20 protein-coding genes are annotated in these 23200 nt (G+C 43.6%); 12 read left to right on the top strand and 8 right to left on the bottom strand.

From position 1 onward, the window contains the following. The first annotated feature begins 13 nt into the window (after window positions 1-13). The 8 genes from MHB64_RS29470 to MHB64_RS29435 all read left to right on the top strand — a co-directional run bounded on the left by MHB64_RS29470 (window position 14) and on the right by MHB64_RS29435 (window position 10726). Window positions 14-1264, top strand: a complete 1251-nt coding sequence (locus tag MHB64_RS29470) for a glycosyltransferase family 2 protein (RefSeq protein WP_341135950.1) — start codon at window positions 14-16, stop codon at window positions 1262-1264. A gap of 52 nt (window positions 1265-1316) precedes the next feature. After that, the gene (locus MHB64_RS29465) at window positions 1317-3413 is read left to right on the top strand and encodes a cellulose biosynthesis cyclic di-GMP-binding regulatory protein BcsB (protein WP_341135949.1); all 2097 of its coding nucleotides are present in this window, start codon (window positions 1317-1319) and stop codon (window positions 3411-3413) included. Beyond that, entirely contained in the window at window positions 3403-4257 is an 855-nt protein-coding gene (locus tag MHB64_RS29460) for a diguanylate cyclase domain-containing protein (protein WP_094868373.1), read from the top strand. The genes MHB64_RS29465 and MHB64_RS29460 overlap by 11 nt, the downstream gene beginning before the upstream one ends. A gap of 207 nt (window positions 4258-4464) precedes the next feature. After that, window positions 4465-4713, top strand: a complete 249-nt coding sequence (locus MHB64_RS29455; RefSeq protein WP_094868372.1) for a type B 50S ribosomal protein L31 — start codon at window positions 4465-4467, stop codon at window positions 4711-4713. A 132-nt stretch (window positions 4714-4845) separates the two neighbouring features. Beyond that, window positions 4846-5367, top strand: a complete 522-nt coding sequence (locus MHB64_RS29450) for a YcxB family protein (RefSeq protein WP_094868371.1) — start codon at window positions 4846-4848, stop codon at window positions 5365-5367. Between the two features lie 92 nt (window positions 5368-5459). Beyond that, entirely contained in the window at window positions 5460-7034 is a 1575-nt protein-coding gene (locus MHB64_RS29445) for a sensor domain-containing diguanylate cyclase (RefSeq protein WP_341135948.1), read from the top strand. 18 nt (window positions 7035-7052) lie between these two features. Next, window positions 7053-7760, top strand: a complete 708-nt coding sequence (locus MHB64_RS29440; RefSeq protein WP_094875420.1) for a DNA alkylation repair protein — start codon at window positions 7053-7055, stop codon at window positions 7758-7760. 245 nt (window positions 7761-8005) lie between these two features. After that, window positions 8006-10726 carry a CHASE3 domain-containing protein gene (locus MHB64_RS29435; protein WP_341135947.1) on the top strand — a complete coding sequence of 907 codons (2721 nt, stop codon included), beginning with the start codon at window positions 8006-8008 and terminating at the stop codon, window positions 10724-10726. A gap of 100 nt (window positions 10727-10826) precedes the next feature. On the opposite strand, the gene MHB64_RS29430 is transcribed toward MHB64_RS29435, so the two are convergent. Further along, complete coding sequence (locus MHB64_RS29430; protein ID WP_341135946.1) at window positions 10827-11867, bottom strand: stalk domain-containing protein; 1041 nt, start codon at window positions 11865-11867, stop codon at window positions 10827-10829. Between the two features lie 192 nt (window positions 11868-12059). Between MHB64_RS29430 and MHB64_RS29425 the strand changes: the two genes are divergently transcribed. After that, the gene (locus tag MHB64_RS29425; protein WP_341135945.1) at window positions 12060-14627 is read left to right on the top strand and encodes a DUF2339 domain-containing protein; all 2568 of its coding nucleotides are present in this window, start codon (window positions 12060-12062) and stop codon (window positions 14625-14627) included. 102 nt (window positions 14628-14729) lie between these two features. On the opposite strand, the gene gdhA is transcribed toward MHB64_RS29425, so the two are convergent. Continuing rightward, the gene (gene gdhA, locus MHB64_RS29420; RefSeq protein WP_094868366.1) at window positions 14730-16115 is read right to left on the bottom strand and encodes an NADP-specific glutamate dehydrogenase; all 1386 of its coding nucleotides are present in this window, start codon (window positions 16113-16115) and stop codon (window positions 14730-14732) included. 239 nt (window positions 16116-16354) lie between these two features. On the opposite strand from gdhA, the gene MHB64_RS29415 reads away from it, so the two are divergent. The 3 genes from MHB64_RS29415 (at window position 16355) to MHB64_RS29405 (ending at window position 17441) form a co-directional block, all read left to right on the top strand. Next, window positions 16355-16633, top strand: a complete 279-nt coding sequence (locus MHB64_RS29415) for a hypothetical protein (protein WP_094868365.1) — start codon at window positions 16355-16357, stop codon at window positions 16631-16633. A gap of 259 nt (window positions 16634-16892) precedes the next feature. After that, window positions 16893-17093 (top strand): cold-shock protein, encoded by a 201-nt coding sequence (locus MHB64_RS29410; protein ID WP_019914790.1) that lies wholly within the window; start codon window positions 16893-16895, stop codon window positions 17091-17093. 117 nt (window positions 17094-17210) lie between these two features. Further along, window positions 17211-17441: a cold-shock protein gene (locus tag MHB64_RS29405; RefSeq protein ID WP_042131520.1), complete on the top strand. Its 231-nt coding sequence runs from the start codon at window positions 17211-17213 to the stop codon at window positions 17439-17441. 104 nt (window positions 17442-17545) lie between these two features. Here MHB64_RS29405 and MHB64_RS29400 read toward each other — a convergent pair whose 3' ends face one another. The 6 genes from MHB64_RS29400 to MHB64_RS29375 form a co-directional block, all read right to left on the bottom strand. Beyond that, complete coding sequence (locus MHB64_RS29400; RefSeq protein ID WP_094878628.1) at window positions 17546-18007, bottom strand: VOC family protein; 462 nt, start codon at window positions 18005-18007, stop codon at window positions 17546-17548. A gap of 44 nt (window positions 18008-18051) precedes the next feature. Then, on the bottom strand, window positions 18052-18519 hold the full coding sequence (locus MHB64_RS29395) for a VOC family protein (RefSeq protein ID WP_094878629.1): 468 nt from the start codon (window positions 18517-18519) through the stop codon (window positions 18052-18054). After that, window positions 18516-19079 (bottom strand): NADPH-dependent FMN reductase, encoded by a 564-nt coding sequence (locus tag MHB64_RS29390; RefSeq protein WP_341135944.1) that lies wholly within the window; start codon window positions 19077-19079, stop codon window positions 18516-18518. Before MHB64_RS29390 ends, MHB64_RS29395 begins: the two co-directional genes overlap by 4 nt. Before the next feature lie 153 nt (window positions 19080-19232). Beyond that, window positions 19233-19925: a response regulator gene (locus MHB64_RS29385; protein ID WP_256989662.1), complete on the bottom strand. Its 693-nt coding sequence runs from the start codon at window positions 19923-19925 to the stop codon at window positions 19233-19235. A gap of 16 nt (window positions 19926-19941) precedes the next feature. Next, window positions 19942-21618, bottom strand: coding sequence for a GAF domain-containing sensor histidine kinase (locus MHB64_RS29380; protein WP_341135943.1), 1677 nt, complete (start codon window positions 21616-21618; stop codon window positions 19942-19944). A gap of 148 nt (window positions 21619-21766) precedes the next feature. Next, entirely contained in the window at window positions 21767-23158 is a 1392-nt protein-coding gene (locus tag MHB64_RS29375) for an MATE family efflux transporter (RefSeq protein WP_094868360.1), read from the bottom strand. Window positions 23159-23200 lie beyond the last annotated feature (42 nt).

Raw genomic sequence — 23200 nt, 5'->3', positions numbered from 1 at the left:
TTTGGAGGATCCTATGACGATTTCAGACATACTGATGGTAATTGCAGTGATCTGTATCTGGTCTTTATTGCTGGTGAATGTAACCCTCATTATCGCAGGCTATTTATATTACATTAAATCTGAAAATGAGGACATACCAGAGATAGAGGGCGAATATCCTTTGGTTTCAATTATGGTTCCTGCTCACAATGAGGGGGTAGTAATCTGTAAGACGGTGGAGTCTCTGCTAGCGCTTGATTATCCGGAAGATCGATATGAGATTATTGTGATTAATGATAATTCCTCTGATAACAGTGCTGAACTGCTGGCTGGTATCCAAAACCGAAATCCGGGGCGTCAGCTGATCGTCATAAATACGGATGCGATTACTGGTGGCAAAGGGAAGTCGAATGCACTGAATATAGGCTTCACCCATTGCAAAGGGCAGTTCATTGCGATTTATGATGCAGACAATACGCCTGAAAAAACGGCTTTACGTTATCTGGTCGCTGAGATCATGAATGATTCTAGCCTAGGTGCAGTAATCGGTAAGTTTAGAACCCGTAACCGTAACGCAAGCCTGCTTACCCGGTTTATTAATATTGAGACGTTGTCCTTTCAATGGATGGCACAAGCGGGACGCTGGAAGCTGTTCAAGTTATGCACCATTCCCGGCACTAATTTTATTATGCGCAGGTCTATCATAGAAAGTATCGGTGGCTGGGATGTTAAAGCGATAGCCGAAGATACAGAAATCAGCTTCAGAATATATATGATGGGTTATCGGATCAAGTTCCAGCCGAAATCGGTCACATGGGAGCAAGAGCCACAGACCTTAAAAGTCTGGTTCAAGCAGCGAACGCGCTGGGCTAAGGGCAACATTTATGTCATTGTCAAAAATATCCCCCTGCTGTTCGATAAATCCGCCGCAAAAGTCCGGTTCGATATTCTTTATTTTTTAGCTATTTATTTCTTATTGCTGATGTCATTAATCACCTCGGATGTGCTGCTCATCCTGCATGCTTTGGGCTATGTACATACTACTATTGCTGGGCTTAGCAATTTTCTCTGGCTGCTCGCCATCATTCTGTTCGTTGTAGGTACTTTCATAACGCTGACGACAGAGAAGGGCGAGATGAGCTTGTCCAATTTATGGATCGTAATGTTGATGTACGTCTCTTATTGTCAGCTGTGGATGGTTGTCGCGGCTTACGGATTATATCTTTACGCCAAAGATCTCATCTTCAAAAGAGAAGCAAAGTGGTATAAGACTGAACGCTATTAATAACGAACAAAGAAGTACTATGAGAAATATGTGATCACAGGAGAAACAGAACATGATGATGAAAAAACAAATGGTTATACTGTTAACCTGCCTCTCTCTTTTTCTAATTCAATTGAATGTTGCAGCCGCCGAGGCTCCGTCTCAGGATACTAGATTAACCTACACAACCTCTTTCACAGGAACAGATACTGCGTTAAAGGGTTCAAGTGCCCAGCAGCAATATTTTGAGGTCATGGATTATTGGAATGTGAATGAGATCAGAATTAACCTGCACTTTCAAATTTCGCAAATTACCAAGGAGCAGATGTCTAGCGTTACCTTAACGCTAAATGGCAGCCCATTCTACACATTTAGACCTTCTCTAAAAGATAATGGCGAGCAACAGCTGGTCCTTCAGGCACCTAAAGGGTTTCTAAAAAAAGGAACCAATACGCTTGGCATTCAGGGGTATTTGCAGTCAAACTATTCAGATGAACAATCTTGTTCTGTCGATTATGATTTTGATAATTGGCTGCATCTGTTTAATACATCCAGTATTAGTGTGATGTATACGCCGAAGCCCTTGACTGGGGGGATTAGTGACTTTAGCGAGCGCTTCTCTGGCGTTGATACCTTAACGAAGAATCATAGTGTTCTGACCGTACCGGATAAAAGCACAGGGGCAGAATTGGAGTCGGCTACTTATGCGCTTTCCGGACTTGTGAAGGGGAATACATTGGACAATAGAACGATTCCAATGCTTCCCTACCGGTCAGATGCGGTGAAGAATAAAGCTGCGGTTGTACTGGTAGCTATGTATGACCGAGTACCAAGCGGGCTAAAGGCTCAGCTAAGCACCTCTGAAGATTTAAGTACACATGCACTGCTGCAGTTAGTGAATAAGGATACTCAGCCCACACTTGTCGTAACCTCGAAGGATGAGAACTTACTGATTAAAGCAGGCCGTTTTGTTGCGAATGAAGAGTTATTGGGTCAAATCAGCAGTGATTTAAAGGTGGTCGATGATGCTACAGAAGTATCTGCACCCCCCCTTTCGATTAGCTCCAATATTACGTTTACAGAAACGGGTGATAAACTCACTGGGGCACGCCATCAGGAGCAGACATACTTTGTTTCACTGCCCTCTAACCGCTCGATTGCAGATTCAGGCAGAATCAGATTGGATTTCCGTTATGCACAGAATTTAGATTTCGACCGTTCATTAGTGACTGTCAGCATCAACAACACACCCATTGGCAGCAAGAAGCTGACCAAAGAGCTGGCGAATGGCGATATGCTGGATCTTCCAGTTCCCCAAAGCTTGAATATCTCTGGTAATTTCACGGTAACTGTAGCCTTTGATTTGGAGCTGAAGGGAGCCGAATGTACTTTAGATAAGGAACAAATGCCGTGGGCGTATATCAGTAAAGATTCTGTAATGCGTCTTAATACTAAGGATCGTACGGATCTTTTGTTTAATAACTATCCGTATCCATTCATACGCGACGGGCTTTACAATCAAGTAGCAGTTGTGCTGCCGCAAGAAATGGATGATTACGCATATTTGAGTTTAGCTAATGTATTTAATCTTCTGGGAAAATACGCTAGCGGAAATATAGGCAACATTCAGTTCTACACGGATAACATTAGCGCGGATCATTTGAAGAATAATAATGTTATCGCCATAGGCACGTATAAGAATAATAAGATCATCCGTGATCATAATGATAAGCTCTATTTTCAATATAACGGGAACGGAACAGCGATTCGCTCCAATGAGAAGATGAGTATTGAAGATCATTACGGTGCTCAAATCGGTACACTGCAGCTGATTGAATCGCCATTTGAGGCGGGACGGGGGCTGCTTGCTGTTACGGGAGTGGGCTCTGAAGAGTACTATTTGGCGTCGAAGTTGATTGCAACAGAGCGGGACAAATGGAAGGTGTTTGGCGATGGGGTAATCGTTGATAAGGACGGTAATGTCAATGCGCACCGTTTCAAGATCATTACTGGAGCAGCAGAGGATTCCGTGGTCAAAAAAATAACGGAACGAACGGACGTGCTGAGTTTCATAATCGTAATTATGCTGGTTCTGACACTGGTGATTCTATCGCTGATCCTGCTGCTTCGTAAACATATGAAGAAACGTGGTGATAAGCGTGAGACGTAATCGCAGCGGGTTAGTTTCAGATATCGCTCTCTTATCGTTCCTGGTGCTTCTTTTTATTTGTATTGTCTTCATTTCAGGGGCACCCGATGATTATATCCAGAATATTATCATTTTAAATGTGGCTTTTATTCTGGCGATTGTTACGTATTTTACAACGGTAACTGCAGGGCTGGTCTTGAACCTGGTGTTTATATTTACTTACGGCTTCTACACGATGTATCAGACGATATCTTTGGGAGAGACAATTGGACTGAATACTTACTTCTGGCTAATTATGACCCCATTGTTAACAGTGGTACTGTGGATATTTACACTAAGTAATCGTGAGCTGCAGGCTGAGAATCAGCGTTTGGAGAAAAAGACTGCCAATATGGCCATCATCGACGAGAACACAGATCTGCGTAACAGTATTTCTTTTCAGAAGGATGCTGCCTTATTTACAGGCATTTCGACTCGATATCAGATTCCGCTCACACTGCTTGTAGTGAAAGTGAAATACTGGAATGAGATTAGACGTATTATTCCCGAAGATAAGCTGGCTGAGGCCATTCATGACGTATCTCAGCTCAGTCAGGCCAGCATTCGTACCAATGATGCATTGTATTTACTGGACAAAGATGACGCAACATGGGGCCTTCTGCTGTTCACCGACAGCGATGGAGCAAAAATCGTAATTGAGCGGATTAAACTGAAGCTTCAAGAGCTTAATGACACTGAATTTGTCAAAAAGTATAAAGTCAGCCTTGGTCTCAAAATAGGTGCTGTAGAATATCAAGCCAGCACTATTGAGAACCCGTTAGATTTTATTGTTCAGGCTAAAAAACAATTAGAGTATGATGTATAAGTCAGTTGAACGTAAGGGAATATAAGGAATATCGGATATTAGTTGACTTTACATGTCGATTTCACGTATGATGGAGTGGTGGTCTAAATCGTAAGATTTACGAATTTTCCTACGTTTATTAGGTTATACTTATAGATAAACCTACAGATCATTTGGTTAATTTACCATAAAGGCTCCACTAATTTGTTCAGAAGGAGGACGATCAGAATGAGAGAAGGCATACATCCAAAGTTCAACAAGGTTATTTTCATGGATGCAAGCGTAGGCTTCAAATTCTTGAGTGCATCTACAAAATCATCCAATGAAACAATGGAATGGGAAGATGGTAACACTTATCCTGTTATCCGCGTGGACGCAAGTTCCGCATCCCACCCATTTTACACTGGTAAACAAAGAGATACAGAACAAGGCGGCCGTGTTGACAAGTTCAAACAACGTCTTGCACAAAAGAAATAAGCATTCATACGGTTTAAAAAGGGACAACCCATTTAGAAGCGATCGCTTCAGGGATGTCCCTTTTTTGTGTTCAGGCATGTTAGAATGAAATGGCATTGATAAATTTCGATAGTGGCAGGGGAGCGATCAGTAGTGGAAAATGAAATAAAAGTAGATACCGTCCTGAAGAGCGAGGACGTTCTGGAGTTTAACCTATGGTTTAGCTTAAATAGCCGAATTATACTTAACTCTTTCAGTGTGGTTGCTTATTTTGTGATTTTACTGTTAATTACTAAGGATTACAGTACTACAAGTATTTCAATCCTTGCTGGGACTGCTGTGATTCTTGCCGCTGTTTTATGGTATATGACCAAATCAAGCTTGACCAAAAAATCTAAAAAAGCCTTCGCTACAGACAGCCTGGCTCAGCAGCCTCAGAGTTATTCCATATCAGATGAAGGCATAAAATACGTATCCGAGGCAGGTTCCGGGCAAGTGAAATGGGAAGAGATACATAAAATAGGTGAAACAATGAACTTGTTCGTTTTTTTTGTGTCTTCCAATAGAGCACTGATTATCCCTAAACGTTACTTTCAGTCGGTACAAGATAAAACAGCCTTTAAGGACTTGGCCAGAAAATATATGTTCTCCCATCGAGTGAAGTTCAAATCGTAAGGTGTACAGATGTACTGGTATTTGTTGATTCATTTGTAGGAGTGATTAGGATATAATGATAGGAGCGACTTGAAAAATAGGAGAAATATGGCATGCCGTGGATTCAAGGATATCCGTATTACTTATTAATGGGTAGTGTTCTAAGCTTTTACATGGGCATCAGCTCCTATCGACATCGAAAGTCGGCAGGAAGACGCTATTTATGGATCTTAATGCTGCTGGTCAGCCTCATATTTATTGCAACAGCGGGAGAGATTTTGTCATCCTCTTTTCAGGCTAAGCTGTGGTGGAAGAATATGCAGCAGGCTCCGCTTTTTTTAAGTGCGTTATTTACTTATGCTGTCGTTAAAGAATATGTGTCTCCTTCCGCGGAGCGTCTGCCAGTAAAGCTTGCTATTTTCTCGATTCCAATTGCTTTGGACGTACTGCTTATTTTTACGGATACTTATCATCATCTAATGCGTAGTGAAGTGGGCATGGCCACTGTTGCGGGTGTTAGTGGAATTACTGTAAAGCCTACGCTTCTTAGCATGGCTTTTATTGCTTATGATCAGCTATTTGGTCTATATGCGGTCTGCTTGCTAGCTGTTTCCTTAATGAATAGACCGAGAGCTTTTTTACGACGTGCTTTCTTACTGTTTGCTGGGCTGCTTGTTCCGGTCATCTCTGTTTTTTTACTTCCCTTGTTGAAGATCACGCTTACAGGCTTTACGGCCTTCACTTATCTACCCGCAATTATAGCGGCTTATTTGTGTTTATTCATTGACTCCAAATCTACGATCTATCCTTTAACTAAAATCAAAATCCTGGAGCATATGAAAGACGGCGTAGTTTTGACAGACCGGAATGATAGAATCATTGGTATAAATGAGGCTGCAACCTCCATTTTATTTGAGATTACCGGGATACCGAATGAGACCTGGATGGGGAAAAATATTGATCTTTTTATGAGGCATCACAAGGACATTGGTGCTCATTATAGTCAAAGGACAGAAGGACAGTTTGAGATTGTATGTACTGGAATAAGAGAGGTTTGTTATGGGGTTTCCTTAATAGCGACTGAACTTCACGCAACAGAGAACAAGGGGATGCTAATTGTTTTTAGTGATCATAGTGAAAAGAAGCGGTATGAACGTGAATTGGTCTATCAAGCAACGATAGATGATTTGACGGGACTTTATAATCGCAGGCATTTTATGCAAATGGTGCAAAACCAAACGATTCCGGACGGACTAGGACTGGCACTGTTGTTATTTGATATCGATGACTTTAAGTTAATTAATGATACCTATGGTCATTTAGCAGGAGATCAGGCATTAGTTGATTTCTCGAATAAAATACTTCAGGTGTACCAAAACAAGGGCATTGCCGGAAGAGTCGGGGGCGAGGAGTTTGCTGTATGCTTTTTTGCTGAGGATAAACGTGCAGCCTTGATGGAAGCAGAGGGTTTTCGCACTACGATGAGTGATTATAAAATAATTTTGAATGAACACGATAGCATTCAGCTTACCGCTAGCATCGGAATTTCTTTTACAATGCGTAGAGAGGTGACTTTCGAGGATTTGTATCGGGAAGCGGATGAAGCGTTATATCGTTCCAAGAAATCGGGCAAGAATAGAGTAACGCTGGGTCGTGAGCCCATTTTAAGAGAAGCGGTGAAGGGATAAAGAGGTGTTCTAATGAATCTGACAATTGATGAAGTGATGAGTAAGCTTGAAGAGATGGGTACAGAGCAGACGAAACGCACCTTCGTACGACATGGTGCTGAGGAGCCTTTATTCGGAGTGAAGGTAGGCGATCTGAAGAAGCTGGTTAAGATCGTGAAGAAAGACCAGAGTCTGGTTAAGGCTTTGTACCAGACGGGGAATTATGATGCAATGTATCTGGCAGGAATTACGGTTGATCCTAAGCATCTTACGAAGGAAGAGCTTCAGAACTGGGTGTCAGCAGCTTACTGTTATGCTTTGGCGGAATATACGGTAGCGTCTGTCGCTGCAGAGAGCCCTTACGCTCTAGAACTTGCAAGAGAATGGATTTCTTCATCAGATGAAATGGTGGCCGCCTGTGGCTGGAGTACTTATGGGAATTACATTTCAGTTACGCCGGATGATCTGCTAGATATCGCTGAGATTAGAGAGCTGCTACAACAAATACAATCTACCATTCATCAGGAACAGAATCGAGTTCGTTACACTATGAATATGTTTGTAATTATTGCCGGCAGCAGCGTAACCGAACTGCATGATGAGGCAACGCAGATTGCTGCAAGCATTGGAAAGGTCCAGGTACAAATGGGACAAACCGCATGTAAAGTACCGCTGGCTGTAGATTATATTGCTAAGGTTGAACAGGCTGGAAAGCTTGGCGTGAAGAAGAAGACTTGTATTTGTTAATATAGCTAGTGTAGTATCGCCTTCAAGTAGTCACTCCATTTCCCCTCATATTCTATTGAGGAGCGAGTGAACTTGGAGGCTTTTTATGGCAAATAAAAAGTGTTTCAACGGTATCCAAAAGTGTTTAATTTACAAGCAGTAAAAATTCACATAGATGTCTCGATAGGGTATTGGAGCAGGAGAAAGAGCTATTAATACAAGGATTTAGGCAAAGAGCTAGTTAGATGACAGGACGGAGGCACTTTGTGAAAAAACACCGATTTACTTTGCAGTATAAAATACTATCCGTTACAGTGTTGATTGTGATCTGTCTATTAGGATTTGTTATGATCATGCATGATAGAATTAATACGCTACAGCGGGAAACCAGCTTTATTTCCCATCAGGACCGAGAGATAGCTAGTTTGGCTAACAAGATCGAGAAGAACATTCTTGATATGGAAACAGGACAACGAGGTTATATTATCACCGGCGATGACAAATATCTGGAGCCCTATAATTTAGGAAAAGCACAATGGAAGGCGAGCTATGATAAGCTCTCTTTGCTGAATGCTAATGATTCCTTGCAACTCCAGCGTCTGGTGGACATTGAAAATAGTATCCAGCATTGGATCGAGCAATCCGGGGATTATGTAATAGAATTGAAAAAAGAGGGACAGGAAGCGGAAATCTTACGATATTTCAATTCGGATGATGGCAAGGATCAAATGGACCAGATTCGTAGTCAGTTCAGTACTTACCGTGAGACGATGAATGAGAACACTAATACTCTGATAGCTGAACAGGCGGATCGAAACAAATTGCTGCTAGAGTTCCTTTATATTGCTTGGGCGATTATTGCTATTACCTCAGTGGTCGCTTCGTGGATCATTTCACGTGCTATCGTTAGTACGATTCGCAAGGTTACCCATACGATTGCTGGCTTAGATTCCTCTGTTGATATGAAGACAAGAGTGGAGATTACCACGAATGATGAAATCAGGGATCTCAGCGTCGCTACGAATCATCTGATAGATATGCAACAAGAGCGGATATGGATTCAGGATCATGCTAACGATTTATTGTCAAGGTATCAGGGCATCACACTTGTCTCACAACTGGGGGACATTTTTTTAAGTAAAACGGCAGAAGTTATTGATTATCCATACAGTGCCTTATATATACGGACACAAGAACATGATCAAGACTTGTTAAATAGAACCTCCACGTTTGGTGGAAGCAGCAACATTACAGATCATCGGACATTTCAAATCGGAGAAGGTTTGGTTGGTCAATGCGCTAAAGAGGCGCGCTTGATGCATATACAGGATCTTCCGGAGAGTTATATCAATATTCAGTCTGGGCTGGGCGTTTCTGCGCCGAAATCTCTTTTATTATTTCCGGTTTCTTTTTCAGATGAAGTAGTTGCTGTGGTGGAAATTGCGACCTTCTCTCCTCTTACGGAGCGGCAGATTGAATTTTTGGATTCTATTTCAGATGCATTCGGCGCTGCAATCAACAGTACGATCAGCAGTATGAGGATTGATCAGCTTCTGGAACAATCCCAGCGCTTAAATGAAGAACTTCAGGTGTATACCGAAGAATTACAAACCCAATCTGAGGAGCTGCAAATCCAGACAGAGTCGCTACATGCAACGAATAGAAAGTTGGAGGAGAAGAACCTCTTAGCCGAGCGAAAGTCATTTGAGGCTGAACAAGCTCAAATCGAGCTTGCTCAATCTGCGGAGTTATTGCGGCAAAGCTCTCAATATAAATCGGAGTTCTTGGCCAATATGTCTCATGAACTCCGAACCCCGCTTAACGGCATATTGTTACTCTCCGAATTTCTCATGGAGAATCAGTCGGGAGCTTTAAGCGAGGAGGATATTGAATTTTCACAAGCTATACATTCTTCTGGACAAGATCTGCTGAGGCTGATTAACGATATTTTGGATTTGTCCAAGGTTGAGGCAGGGAAGCTGAATATTGAAATTGAAGCAATAAATCTAACGGAGATCCCGGAGGCAATGCTTCAGAGCTTCAACCAGCTTTCTCGAAAAAAAGAGATTCCTTTCCATATACAAATCGGGGAGGGTTTGCCTACACTATTTTATTCGGATGCTCAAAGGGTACGGCAAATTATTATAAATCTGCTGTCCAATGCGTTTAAGTTTACAGCTAAAGGCTCAGTAATTCTTGAAATACGCTTAGCGACTAAAGACGAGTTAGTGAAATTAGGCAATTTGGAAACAGGGTTATTTATTGCTTTCGCCATCAAAGATACTGGAATTGGGATCCCCTATGCGAAGCAGTCCATTATTTTCGAAGCTTTTCAACAGGCGGATGGAAATACAGAACGTCAATATGGTGGAACTGGGCTTGGGTTATCCATATCCAGAGAACTGGCAATCCTGCTCGGCGGTAGAATTACAGTGGAGAGTCAGGTAGGAATGGGTAGTGTCTTTACGGTGTATTTGCCATTGAAGCTTCAGGATCCTAGTCTTGAAGAAACTACTGAGAAAGTAGTAGATCTTAGTCATGAGGAAGAAGGTTCGGTTGCTCTTGCCGCTGCAACCAGTGAGAATATTAGTAGCGATTTCACCTCGCTAAATCATAAGCATGTTCTAATTGTGGATGATGATGAGCGGAATCTGTTCGCGCTGTCTAACATGTTAAGGAAGCGTGGACTGCAAGTGACTACAGCTGCGGATGGAGAGAGAGGCATACATGCGCTGGAGCAATCTGCATCCGTAGACATCGTTCTTATGGATATCATGATGCCGGTAATGAACGGCTATGAGGCTATCAATCGAATCAGAGAAATACCAACAAAGAAGGAAATTCCAATTATTGCGCTGACTGCGAAAGCGCTGAAGGAAGATAAGGCGAAAATCTTACAAGCGGGAGCAACAGATTATCTCAGCAAGCCCATTAACTTAGACCGTTTATTAGCTTTGATGCAATTGCTCTTAACTAGTGATTCATAGAGTGATAGATTCTAGAAAAATCAAACAAGCGCGCGCCAATACTTCATTGGCGCGCGCTTGTTTAGTTTATGACAAATGTCCATTAATAACGTTATTCTTCTTATTGTTGAACGGAATCTACTACGACTTTAGCAGCTGTACCGATTGGTGGCAGGCTCTTAGTCAGCATAGGGCTGTAGAATCCTATAACCTTTGCACCTTTTACAAGTTCGCTGCTGTTTACAGCTTTGCCATCGGAATTGATTAGCGCGGTATCTTTGCTAATGCGAAGTACTACTTCTTGTTGTGACTGTTCGTTCAGGCCACTGCCTTTAACGGTGATGCTGATGTTTCCTTCATCGTCTTTTTGAACTTCTTCAATGGTACCTGCAGTACCCAAAAGATCATTCTGTTTCTGCTCATCTAAAACAGTGATCTTGTAAGTTGGAGTTTGAGGTGGCAGGCTCATGGTCATGATCATGGAATGCTCTGCTTTTACGGTCATACCGATATGAAGATCTTTCAGCGCAAGCTTTGTACCGTCTGCCATTTCGATAGTCGTATCCTCACCTACATTCAGTACGATGCCATCTGTGCCTACACCCTGGATCTGAACGGATTGGTATTTGCCCTCATTATTGACAGCTGTAATCACGCCAGTCTTGGTCATATGCTCTTCCTGATTAGCAGCAGTGATCACGATGGAATCTCCCTTCACTGTCATGTTATGGTGGATAATTTCACTTACAAAGGAAGCTGGAACATATAAAATGGAGTCAACCAATTGTGGTGCAGTTCCAAGCGTAGTATTCATTTTATTAATGCTATAGCGATCTTCTCCGGCTTTCACTGTAGTGAACACAGCACCATTGATAAGATCAACGGATTTAGTTTGTCCATTCCAAGTTAGTTCAAAGCCCAGTGCTTCAGTAACCGAACGAAGTGGCACCATAGGCTCTTTGCCATTTGTAGTTTGGAAGCCTGTTTCTTTCAGGGCGGAACCGTTGATTTCAATCGCAAATGTTTTTGGGTTAGCGCTAACCGTAGTTTGAGCAGCATTATTTTTTGCGGAAGTTGTGGTAGGTGCAGCATAGGCTGCTCCAGTTGAAAGTGCTAGGGACAAAGTTAAAAGAACTGTGCTTGTTTTTAAAATGTTGTTCATAGTTGTAAGCTCCTTTTTTAAAAAACTTTTGTTAGTCTTGTTATTATTCAGACGGGACATCCCTCCAATATGTTGCAGCTTTTTATAATTGGCTCGTGATATTCATTTACCCAAATCCTAAAAAAAGAATAAGAGACCCTTCCAATTGTAGTAATATGTAATTATTAACAATCGCTCACATTAGGAGGCGCTATGGAGTCATTCAAAGATCGACTTAGATTCATGAAGGTCCAGCAGGACGGGCTTATTAAGGAATATGAAGCTCTGATTGCGGAATATGAAAGTCACGATCTGGTCAACGAGAATGAACACTTGAAGAAGGAATATGAGAAACATAAGCTTGCTCTAGTAGATTTAAAGACTCAGGTAGGGAAGCTTCAAGAAGAGAATGTAGAGCTAAAAGTTACACTAACGGAACAAATCTTAAATGAGAAACTTGGTATTCTTAGCTTGTCGAGACAGAAGCTGCAGACTTATTTTTCCTCTAAAAGCCTTACCCATACGGACCGGCTGACGGCTTTTGAGATGGAGACGAAGCGTCATATTCAGCAGCTGTATCAAACAGCCGCGAGGCAGCTGGGTGAGGATAAAGCGGATTTATCCAGCCAGATTGGAGCGTTGTCGGCGGAGTTAAATGAGCGTGTACTAGCGCAGCGACAAAGACTGAGGGAATCCGAGATTGCTCTGAACTCCAGAATGGATAACGGATTACATGATTTTGCCTCAGAAGAGATCAGTGAAGAAGTATTGGAACGCCGAAGAAAACAAAATCAGATCGAAATGAAAATTGGACTAGGTTGGATTAACAAGCTTGGGATCCTGCTACTGATCTTGGCCGTGGGAGCGGCATTCAGATACTCCTATTCCAATTGGTTCACCGGGTATATGAAAGGGGGAGCCTTTTTCCTACTGGGTTTACTGATGTTAGGGGGCGGGGAGTGGCTATATCGCAAAGGAAAAGGGACGTTCGCTTTAGGGCTGCTTGGCGGCGGAATTTCAGTGCTGTACGGCTCTATTTTCTATAGCTATTTTTTACTGGATATTATCAGTATTTATGTAGGGCTTTCCTTATCGGTGCTCGTCACTTTGACTGCGGTGCTCCTGTCTTTAAGGTATGAATCACGAAGTATTTGTGCTTTGGGCTTAATCGGAGGGTACCTGCCACTATATTCTTATCTGGGGGCTTTCGGTCTTTCGGGCAATGCAGTTTATGTGGCAATGGGCTACTTGTTTCTTCTGAATTTATTCATTCTACTAATCTCCTTCCGCAAACGCTGGAACGTGGTTAATTACATCAGCTACTTATTTAATACACCCTCTATGCTGATATTAATAGCGTTATCGGATAGCAACGGCATGAATATGATTTATGCGGTGCTGACATTTGCGATGTATTTGGGTATTACGTTATGGTACCCGTTCAAGTATCGCTCCAAGTTGTCTTGGTGGGATTTCTCTCTACTGGGATGCAATACGTTTATTAGCTGTCTTACCTTGTATCTTCTATTTCTCGATGCAGGGCTCAAGGCTTACAATGGTGCGCTGGCGCTGCTATTCTGTCTGCTGTATCTGGGTCTTGGAAGAGGAATTGAGAAGCTTATGCCACAGGAAAAAGAAAGCATGCTGCTGTTCTACGCTACTTCGCTGACCTTCGGTATTCTGATGATTCCGTTCCAATTCGGAGCAGCTTGGTGGTCCATAGGCTGGTTGATCGAAGGCGTCGTTCTTACCCTGTTTGGTAATCTAAATCGATTTAAGGGGATGGAAAGAGCGGGCTGGGGGATTTTGACATTGTGCCTTGTGATGTTCTTCGGTTTAAATGTACCGATACAGCTCAGTATAGCCAATGAATGGCTGAATACCACAGACGCCTATTTTCCGCTAAAATATGTCTTCATTACTGCAGGCATGCTGATTATCGCCGTATGGTACGCCGTTCAGCATAATCGAAAGGATGTCCTACAGCGCAGTGAGCCTTACGAAATCACCTTAGCCCTGTGGTTTAAATACGCAGCATTATTGAATTTTTGGATCTATGGTTTATATGAATCGAGAAGACTGTATCGTCTCGCTGTACCGGAGGATTTCTCGCATAGAACCTTCTATAATTTGCTGCTGTCCGCTCTGTTAACTATTATTCTGGCCTATGTATTGCCAAAGGTGAAGGTGCTTTATGACACGATTGTTAAGTATTTTGTGAGACTTCTCTTTGGGATCGGATATGCTATTTGTTTGGTGATTACAGTAGGCTTGCCAAGCCTGCAGAATGATCTTTCACGTAATACCGGGGCTGATTATATCGCACTGGGTATACTCATTATCTTCAATATTTTCGTGTGGTTTAGCGGACGTGATCTGCTGATCACCTTGCTTAAACGTGAGTATAAAAGTATGGAAATTTATCCTGTCTTCATGGGGGTATATCTGCTCGGAATCATCACCGCTTTTCTGGGGGTACAGCTGCAATTAAACGATGCGGGATTAATATTTAGTCTTGTGTATCTGTTGATAGCAGTTCTGTTCATCATGTACGGCTTCCGCAAAAGATATGTGTATATCCGGCGCTTCGGCCTTGGATTAACGCTTCTGGCGACAGGTAAGCTGCTGCTATACGATCTGGGACTACTGAATACCGGAAGTAAGATTATCGCCTATGCCAGCTTTGGGATTTGCCTGCTCGGGATCTCCTATCTCTATCAAAAGGTATCAAACAAAATGGAGGAGGGGCAGGCAGCGACGGAGAATGTGACTAAGGGGTAGAGGTTAGAACTCATAGTTGAATTAAAAAGTCCCCGTCCCCGGCTGCTTACTCTCCGGTTACGGGGACTTCGTATGATCACAACGCCGTTTGTTTATACTTGATTAGATTACGCCTTCAGCCAACATAGCATCGGCTACTTTTTTGAATCCAGCGATGTTTGCTCCTGCAACGAGGTTGCCGGACTGTCCATACTGCTCGGATGCATCTACAGACTGTTGATAAATGGAAACCATGATCTCATGCAGCTTCGTATCAACATCTTCAAAGCTCCAGGACATACGCATGCTGTTTTGTGCCATTTCAAGTGCAGATACAGCTACGCCGCCAGCATTAGCTGCTTTGGCAGGTGCGAATAGCACGCCAGCTTGTTGGAACTGGTGAATAGCTTCAAGGGTGGATGGCATGTTGGCGCCTTCGCCGACTGCTTTAACACCATTTTCAATCAGTTTCAATGCCATGGCTTCATCAATCTCATTCTGAGTAGCACTCGGAAGGGCGATATCACAAGGAATAGTCCAAATTTGCGTGGAATCTTCGGTATACACAGCGTTAGGGTGTTCATTCACATATTCACTAATCCGTTTTCTTTCGACTTCTTTCAGGCGGCGGACAGTTTCGAGGTTAATGCCGTTTTCGTCATAGATATATCCAGCGGAGTCACTACAAGCTACGACTGTTGCACCTAGCTGTACAGCTTTTTCAATCGCATAGATCGCTACGTTACCAGAACCGGAAACAACAACGCGACTTCCTTCAAAGGAAAGGCCTTTTGCTTTTAGCATCTCGTTTACGAAATAAACTGTACCGTAACCAGTAGCTTCTGTCCGAGCCTGACTTCCGCCGTAACCAATACCTTTACCAGTCAATACGCCAGCCGGATATCCTCCGCGGATCCGCTTGTATTGTCCGTACATGTAGCCAATCTCACGACCACCTACACCGATATCTCCTGCAGGAACGTCTTGGTCAGGACCGATGTAATTTTGCAATTCAGTCATGAAGCTTTGTGCAAAACGCATGATTTCGCCTTCGGATTTTCCTTTAGGATCAAAGTCGGATCCACCTTTACCTCCGCCGATGTGTTGGCCGGTAAGAGCGTTTTTGAAAATTTGCTCGAAGCCGAGGAATTTGATAATACTAGCATTAACGGATGGGTGAAAACGAAGTCCACCTTTGTAAGGTCCAATGGCACTGCTGAACTGTACACGATATCCACGGTTAACTCTGACCTTGCCTTGATCATCTGTCCAAGGAACACGGAACATAATCAAACGTTCTGGTTCAACCAATCTTTCCAGAATGGCATTTTCCTGATACTTAGGTTCAGCAGCCAGGATTGGAAGCAAAGATTCAAGGATTTCCTTTACAGCCTGATGGAATTCGGGCTCGAAAGGATTACGCGCAACAACCTGTGCGTATACGTCTTCAATATAACGATGTGCCTTGTTGCTGTTTGTGTCTAATTGCTGGGTAGATACAGAGCTCATGAATTCAACCGCCTTTTCTAGTATTCAATTTGGTCCAACACTTTTTTTATATTTTGGCACAAGTCAATGTTCCTCACAACTGTTTTTATTAAATAACTTACTTGAAGTGGAATGTTGTAGAGCCTGTGGTAGCAAGAAAAGTGTGAACAAACCGTGGTATACTTCGCGTAATGACGCGTTAAAGCGCGAAATATGCTACAATGGATGTGTAATCATTGTAGGGAGATGAAATTTAAAAAATGAGTGACAAATTAAACGAGCAGGAATTAGTAACCGTATTATCTGCCAAAACCAAATTAGATCCTAAACTAATTCGTTTAGTGTTGAAGCATGAACAGACCTTTATCAATAACGCCAAGGCCAATGCCAAAGGCGAGGTAGACATCGACAATGATGATCTAGTTGACTATGTTGTTGCCCAGCGTGATGTGAAGCTGGATGAAATCACAGTGGAGACGATTCTTGATGCGGAGATGGATTATTTAATGGATAAAGGGTTGGCAGGATACATCGATTAACCCTTGCACATTTCCGGCTCTAAAGCCTTTAAAATAAGAGGATATAGAGCCGGAATGAAAAAAAGTAGGCATTTACATTGCATTCAATGATTTAGTGTGGTACAATGAAGTTAATCATAAATTTAACCCTTAATTCACATATTGTAAAAGGTTATCATTTGTGCGTATGAGTCCTTTTCCAATGTGTGAATTTTTATTTGTTCGTACACTACGTAGGAATAAAAGGACATGTGTTAAATAAAATATTGGAGGTAATATCATGCAAACAGGTACAGTTAAATGGTTTAATGCAGACAAAGGATTTGGTTTTATCGAGGTTGAAGGTGGAAGCGACGTATTCGTACACTTCTCCGCAATCACAGGCGACGGATTTAAATCTTTGGACGAAGGCCAACGCGTTGAGTTCAACGTAACTCAAGGCGCTCGTGGACCACAAGCCGAAAACGTTGTAAAACTGTAATTCGAAAATTAGGCTGCCCTTAACTCAAGTTGAGGGCAGCTTTTTTATTTTCATCTTATGAATCTGCCCCTAATAGGGTGGCGAAATCGTCTCGATTCGATCCAAGGAGGGGTACTTATGTATTTTCGTAAAAAAGCACTGGAGGATCTTCCGCAGGAAGACACAGCCATTTGGTCTTGTACCAAGGAAGGTTGCACCGGTTGGATGCGCGATAATTTTGCATTTCAGTATGTACCTACCTGCTGGCAATGTAACTCTCCCATGACGAGAAGTATGAAGATACTGCCAATGCTTGTGAACACGAATTCAGATATGAAGGCTATGAAGAAAGGCATCACGATTAAGTAACAGCCTTTACTAAAACCATGCTAGAGATGGTTAAATAGAAGCAGCTAACATACTCAAACAGCTGGACCCTTGATGGTGGGCAGCTGTTTTTTTGTTGGAGTATTTTATTTCTGTTCGAGCAATTTTTCCCACTCGGTTAAGATGGTGTTCTCTGAAAGATGTTTCAAATGTTCAGGAACCTCTACATGGCACATTAATTCCAGGCTGTTTCCGTCCGGGTCATTGAAGTACACAGAAGCATTCCCTTGATAAGCTCGAATAAAAGGCTCAACAGAAGTTCGATTACGGAACGGTACAGCGTCTACCCCAATAGATTCCAGCCATTGCAGTGATTGCTTCAGATCGTCATAAGTTACGCGGAAGGCAATATGCCTTAAAGATGGGTGGTATGGCGTTTCTACTTCCTTTCCTTCCCAAATGCCGATCCAACTCCGGCCTTTCTCAATCCAGAAGAATGCAGTTTCCTCATCCCGCCAGGCCATTTTTAATCCCAATCGCTCATAAAATTCGATAGATACCTCAAGATTACTTACTGGTAAATGTGCTTCGTATAGTCCTTTTATCATATTCTCGACTCCTCGTGCAGGCTTAGCCTGAATTTTATCAATAACTACCAGGTTCTTCCGTGTATCAGTTCCCATTCTTTCCAGGGTACCATTCCTAGCTCAGGTCTGGGCGGATCAGGCAGTACAGCTAGGAACTCTAAGGAATGACCGTCTGGATCACTGAAATACACGGATACGGCTGGCATCCAGCCAAATACATACAATTGTCCCTTATCATCATCGAGGAAGTTGGAGGCTTCAATCCCCTTTGCCCTAAGGTAGGATACTGACTGCTTCAAATCCTCAAGCGTTACTTGGAAAGCAAAGTGCTGACGCACAACCTCGGAAGGTGTCTTCTCCCAAATCCCCAGCATGGCCTGATTACGTTCTTCTCCAATCCAGTAAAATCGCCGTTTACGGCCTTCAGTATTCTCCGAATGGGCTAAGGGTAGTCCCAGAACATGTTCATAGAAATGAGCAGATTGTTCTAGGTTAGTCACGTTCAGATGGGTTTCAAACAGTCCTTTGATCATAGGGCGGCACCTGCCGGGCTACTGATTTTGCGAGCTAAATTTAGGAATGATTCTAAGACTAGGCGAATGCGATCTTCAATTTCTTGACCACCCTCGTACCCGTCGTATTCAACCTCGAACCGCTTGCGCTGCATCCCGCCGATGGAGATCCAGTCTGGCGTATTAATCCCATGTAGGTTGCGTACAACCGCCTGCAATTGAAGTAATGAGCTTACACCTACAGCTCCACCTGCAGAGCTACCGGACAATACCACTTTGCCGTTGAAGTGCGTCTGGCCTAGATGGTCGAGAGCGTTTTTCATCACGCCGCTCATGGAGCCGTGGTATTCCGGGGTAATCAGGATGATTGCGTTCGCAGTTAGCATCTCTTGCTGGAGGGCGCTTAGATGCTCATGCTCCGAGTAAGACTCATCTGGTGAATAAAAGGGCAGTGGGCGTTTATGGAGATTAAACAGGGTAACTTGTTCGCCTTGCTGATTAATAAAATGTGCGGCATGCTCTGCCAGCTTCGTGCTGGTCGCTTCTTTTCGATTGCTGCCTGTCAGGATCATGACTTTCATCGGTATCCACTCCTATGTGAGGTCAATTGCTATAAACCAATGATAATTGAATCGACCTCTGTTAACATCAGCACAAGGGATGAACCTGCATAGCAAAGACGCTCAGCCATTGTGCTGAGCGTCTAAGTCTAAAGTTGTAGATGAGCTGTGGCGCTATGAATTGTAGCCGTTTTTCAATGCAAAAATGGCAGCTTGAGTCCGATCCGATAAGTTCAACTTTCCAAGTACATGACTGACATGAGTCTTAACAGTCTTCTCGGTGATGACCAGCTTACTGGCAATCTCTTTGTTGCTCATACCTAATGCAATAAGGTCTAACACTTCCTGCTCACGCGGGGTAAGAAGCTCAGATGCGGTGATTGTAGCTGATGTTGTACTGGGTCCGTTCAGATCCGGATTGCTAACATCCAGTTGTTCTGGTGTAGAAGCTGCCATTAGATTCATCAGTTGACTGGCAGCTTCGGAATGCAGCTCAACTTGACCACTGTGTACCTTGCGGATGGCGACAACCAGCGCTTCTGGTTCTATGTCTTTTAGCAAATATCCTTTGATCCCTACACGGATAGCAGGGAGTACATGGTCTTGATCAGAAAAGGAGGTCAACACAATGATTTTGACCTGTGGATGGGAGATCCGCAGCTGTTTAGCTGTCTCGATGCCGTTCATAACGGGCATGTGCAAATCCATTAATATGATATCCGGCTGGAGCTCAGCCGTTCTCTCTAGTGCCTCGCGGCCGTTCGACGCTTCTCCGATAACCTTAATGTCCGGTTGTGTCGAGAGAAACACTTGGAGCCCTCGACGAACCATTGCATGATCGTCAACCAGTAATAAACCTATTATCATTTGTGATCACCCGACTTCATGTGGATTGGAGGGGGAAAGGGATGGTTACCTCAACCGTTGTGCCTTGATGCTCTTCGCTCTGGATATGAATATGGCCGTAGAGTGCCTCAGCTCTTTCCTTCATAATATGTAGGCCGAGAGATTCATTGGTGTCTGTGTTACTGCGCCGTTTGGCACCGCCCTTACCCTGATCGGAAATGCTCAGTATCACCTCGGTAGCGTTCAAATGTAGAGATACTTCAGCTTTAGAAGCTCCGGAGTGCTTACGTACATTATTAAGTGCTTCTTGACCAATGCGCAGGAGTCCTTCTTCCACATTGCGGGGAAGTTCAAGTACACCGCTGCGTTGACTCTGTATCAACAGCCCTAGTTGCTGACCATGAGCCTGCAGCGCGGTCAATAACCCGGCTTCCAGTCCTGCAGGGCGAAGCTGCATGATTAAAGCGCGCATTTCTTTGAGTGCAGATTGAGAGAGCTCTTGAATATCGCGGACAGCCTCAGCAGCCGGATGGGAGGTGTGCTCTTGCTTTAGTATCCTTTCTACACCTTTAGCCGTCATCGAGAGGGAGAACAGAATCTGGTTCACCGAGTCGTGAAGGTCACGGGCCAGTCGATTCCGCTCGTCCAGACGCGCGATTTCGCGGCGCTTTTCTCCGAGCTGTACACTTTCCAGTGTAGCTGAAATGTGCTCGGCAATCGCTTCGAGTACTTCTCCATCTGCGGTAGCGGAGGCGAGTGCTTTAGGCGAGGTGATAAGTAGAATGGCTGAGCCATGTGCAGTAATCTGCCGAAAGGGGGCGGCAAGCATTATAACTCGCTCTGTAACAGGCTGTTCGGAACAGCATGAGTTCGTAATTTCCTGTTCTTCGTCAGAGGTTAGTGCCTCGAAGCGCTGTCCTTTCGCAATATTCCTTAGACGATTCTTAAAGGAATCCGAGAGCTCAAAAGGAGCTAGTTCAGGTGTTATATTAGCTGCATGAGCGGCTGCGTGTACTTCGAATTTGCCCTCATGCTGTCCAATAATCGCTGCAAAAGGCCAATCGAAATATTGGGCAATCAGTGCGGTGGTTTTCTCCGCCAAAATGCTTGGGGAGGTACATTCACTAGCCGTTAGATTCAAAGCGGCGCTGAATTCACCTAATTTGGCGTACAGATTGGCACGGCGCTGCTCGGTGCTATATAACTGCATGCGTTCAATGGCACTGCCGATTTGCAAGGCCACGGATTGCAGTAGAGCCAGCTCGCTGTCGGGGTAATGTGCTTTGCCCGGTGCAGCTACATTCATAAGTCCTAAGTAGCGATTGCCTGAATGCAGCGGGATAGTGGCGTGGTGGGTGATCCCTAATGTATCACCCCAGTTATTTTGCCTGGCATTACTGAGCCGCTTGCAGTTTAGAATGTTAACAGCCTGCTCTAGCCGTCCGTCCCATAGGCGATCTAAGCACCAGCAGCTTCCACACTGCATCGGCTGTTTATTGTCCCGTTGCAGAGCTGGCGGTAAACCCCGATCTGCGGCGAATTCATACTCCATATTCTCTTCACTCAGGAAGATCCAGCCTGCCGTATTTCCTGTCAGATCTAACAGCTTGCCCATAACTGTATCGAGCATCGGTTTGAGCTCATTGGAACTGTTTAAGGTCTCCGCAATCGTCTTGAGCGTCAATAACTCGTGGATTCCGGTTTCTTCCGGCATGAGGTTCTCCCCCTTTAAATTAATTAGGTTCTATCTATTGTAACGTAGAATGCTTTGTTCATTCTAAAATTTATGTAATCATGAAGCGTTAAAAAAGGTGGACCCTTAAGATCTGGTCTGACCTTAGAGAACCACCTAAATAAATTCGTTAATTTACAGCTGCAGGGGTATTGGAAGATGTGACATGTTCTACATCATCGTGCTGAATCAGTCCATGTTTCTCCCAAGCTCGACTCTTCCAACGGAAATACATAATGACAGCTCTTGTCCACTCATCAGCCGCAGTGGCAATCCACACACCGGCCAATCCCAGATTAAGCTGGAATACCAGGAAATAGCCAAGGGGTAAGCTCATGCAGACCATGGAGATCAGTCCCATATATACTGGAAACTTCGCATCGCCCGAGGCGCGTAGTGAGTTAATGATGACCAAATTAGTTGTGCGACCGGTCTCTAGGAAGAAACTAAGCAGTATAACCTGAGCCCCCATCAGAATAATGTTCTCGTTGTCTGTGAAGAGACCAAATAGTGGTACCCGGAAGACGATCACAAGAGCATCTATTACTACTGTGACCAGAAGTGCCCACTTCACACTGGTGAATACACGCTTATAGGCTTCCTTGGGGCGCCTGGCTCCCACCAGATGTCCTACGATAATGGAGGTTCCCATGGAGACGGCTACACTAAATAAATAAATGTAATTGGAAATGTTGAGCGCGTATTGACGAGTGGCCATAGCCTCGGCGCCCAGATAGGTAATATACAGCGTGAATACGAGCTGACAAGATTGATAAATAATCGACTCAAACGCGGACGGGATGCCGATTTTGAGAATTTGCTGCACATACTTTTTGGAAAGATGAATGTAGTAGGTTAACTTTACCCGTACCTCCATCACTCTGTAGAGCAGTAAGAAGAAAATAATAAGACAGATAAACCGACTGACAACCGTTGAGATAGCTGCGCCTTCGACACCTAACGCTGGAAGTCCGAAATGACCATAGATGAGTAAGTAGTTACCCACCACGTGAATGATGTTCATCAGCAAGGATACGACCATGGTCTGTTTAGTGAAACCGTGCGTACGGATTGTGGTCGCCAGAGCATTGATTAATGCTTGGAGAAAAATACCGCCCCCGACAATATGTATATAGGATTTAGCGTAAACGAGAATATCCCCTTTTACATTCAGAGCAGTTAGTAGAGTTCCTCCGAATATTAGCAAAAACGTACTTAGGACAATTCCTACTAACAGGTTTAGGGTAATGGCATTGCCGGTCACTTGAGCGGCTTCCAGAGGTTTTTTGGAACCGAGGTATTGGGAGACCACAATTGCTGCGCCGTTACCAATTACACTGAGAACTAAAATAGCCATTGTGATAATCTGATTCGCTGCGCCAACGCCTGATACGGCATCGTCCGATACGGAGCTAATCATAAAAGTATCCACACTGCCCATGAGCATAAATAGGAACAGTTCCAGGAATATCGGCCAAGTTAGTTTTACAAGGTTAAATTCTTGGTGATTATTGTGCTTCATTGTACACCTTCTTACATCATGATTAAATTCCTGTTATTCCAT

The sequence above is a fragment of the Paenibacillus sp. FSL K6-2859 genome (assembly GCF_038008265.1).
Lineage (GTDB): Bacteria > Bacillota > Bacilli > Paenibacillales > Paenibacillaceae > Paenibacillus_AQ > Paenibacillus_AQ nitricinens.
This window is presented reverse-complemented; position numbering and strand designations above follow the sequence as displayed.

Excerpts from the sequence above, each read along its gene's own strand:
- MHB64_RS29415 (WP_094868365.1), top strand. The coding sequence starts at position 16,355 with ATGAGTGACAAATTAAACGAGCAGGAATTAGTAACCGTATTATCTGCC.
- gdhA (WP_094868366.1), bottom strand. The coding sequence starts at position 16,115 with ATGAGCTCTGTATCTACCCAGCAATTAGACACAAACAGCAACAAGGCA.
- MHB64_RS29390 (WP_341135944.1), bottom strand. The coding sequence starts at position 19,079 with ATGAAAGTCATGATCCTGACAGGCAGCAATCGAAAAGAAGCGACCAGC.
- MHB64_RS29400 (WP_094878628.1), bottom strand. The coding sequence starts at position 18,007 with ATGATAAAAGGACTATACGAAGCACATTTACCAGTAAGTAATCTTGAG.
- MHB64_RS29385 (WP_256989662.1), bottom strand. The coding sequence starts at position 19,925 with ATGATAATAGGTTTATTACTGGTTGACGATCATGCAATGGTTCGTCGA.
- MHB64_RS29425 (WP_341135945.1), top strand. The coding sequence starts at position 12,060 with ATGGAGTCATTCAAAGATCGACTTAGATTCATGAAGGTCCAGCAGGAC.
- MHB64_RS29445 (WP_341135948.1), top strand. The coding sequence starts at position 5,460 with ATGCCGTGGATTCAAGGATATCCGTATTACTTATTAATGGGTAGTGTT.
- MHB64_RS29465 (WP_341135949.1), top strand. The coding sequence starts at position 1,317 with ATGATGATGAAAAAACAAATGGTTATACTGTTAACCTGCCTCTCTCTT.
- MHB64_RS29380 (WP_341135943.1), bottom strand. The coding sequence starts at position 21,618 with ATGCCGGAAGAAACCGGAATCCACGAGTTATTGACGCTCAAGACGATT.
- MHB64_RS29375 (WP_094868360.1), bottom strand. The coding sequence starts at position 23,158 with ATGAAGCACAATAATCACCAAGAATTTAACCTTGTAAAACTAACTTGG.
- MHB64_RS29470 (WP_341135950.1), top strand. The coding sequence starts at position 14 with ATGACGATTTCAGACATACTGATGGTAATTGCAGTGATCTGTATCTGG.
- MHB64_RS29430 (WP_341135946.1), bottom strand. The coding sequence starts at position 11,867 with ATGAACAACATTTTAAAAACAAGCACAGTTCTTTTAACTTTGTCCCTA.
- MHB64_RS29455 (WP_094868372.1), top strand. The coding sequence starts at position 4,465 with ATGAGAGAAGGCATACATCCAAAGTTCAACAAGGTTATTTTCATGGAT.
- MHB64_RS29395 (WP_094878629.1), bottom strand. The coding sequence starts at position 18,519 with ATGATCAAAGGACTGTTTGAAACCCATCTGAACGTGACTAACCTAGAA.
- MHB64_RS29405 (WP_042131520.1), top strand. The coding sequence starts at position 17,211 with ATGTATTTTCGTAAAAAAGCACTGGAGGATCTTCCGCAGGAAGACACA.
- MHB64_RS29410 (WP_019914790.1), top strand. The coding sequence starts at position 16,893 with ATGCAAACAGGTACAGTTAAATGGTTTAATGCAGACAAAGGATTTGGT.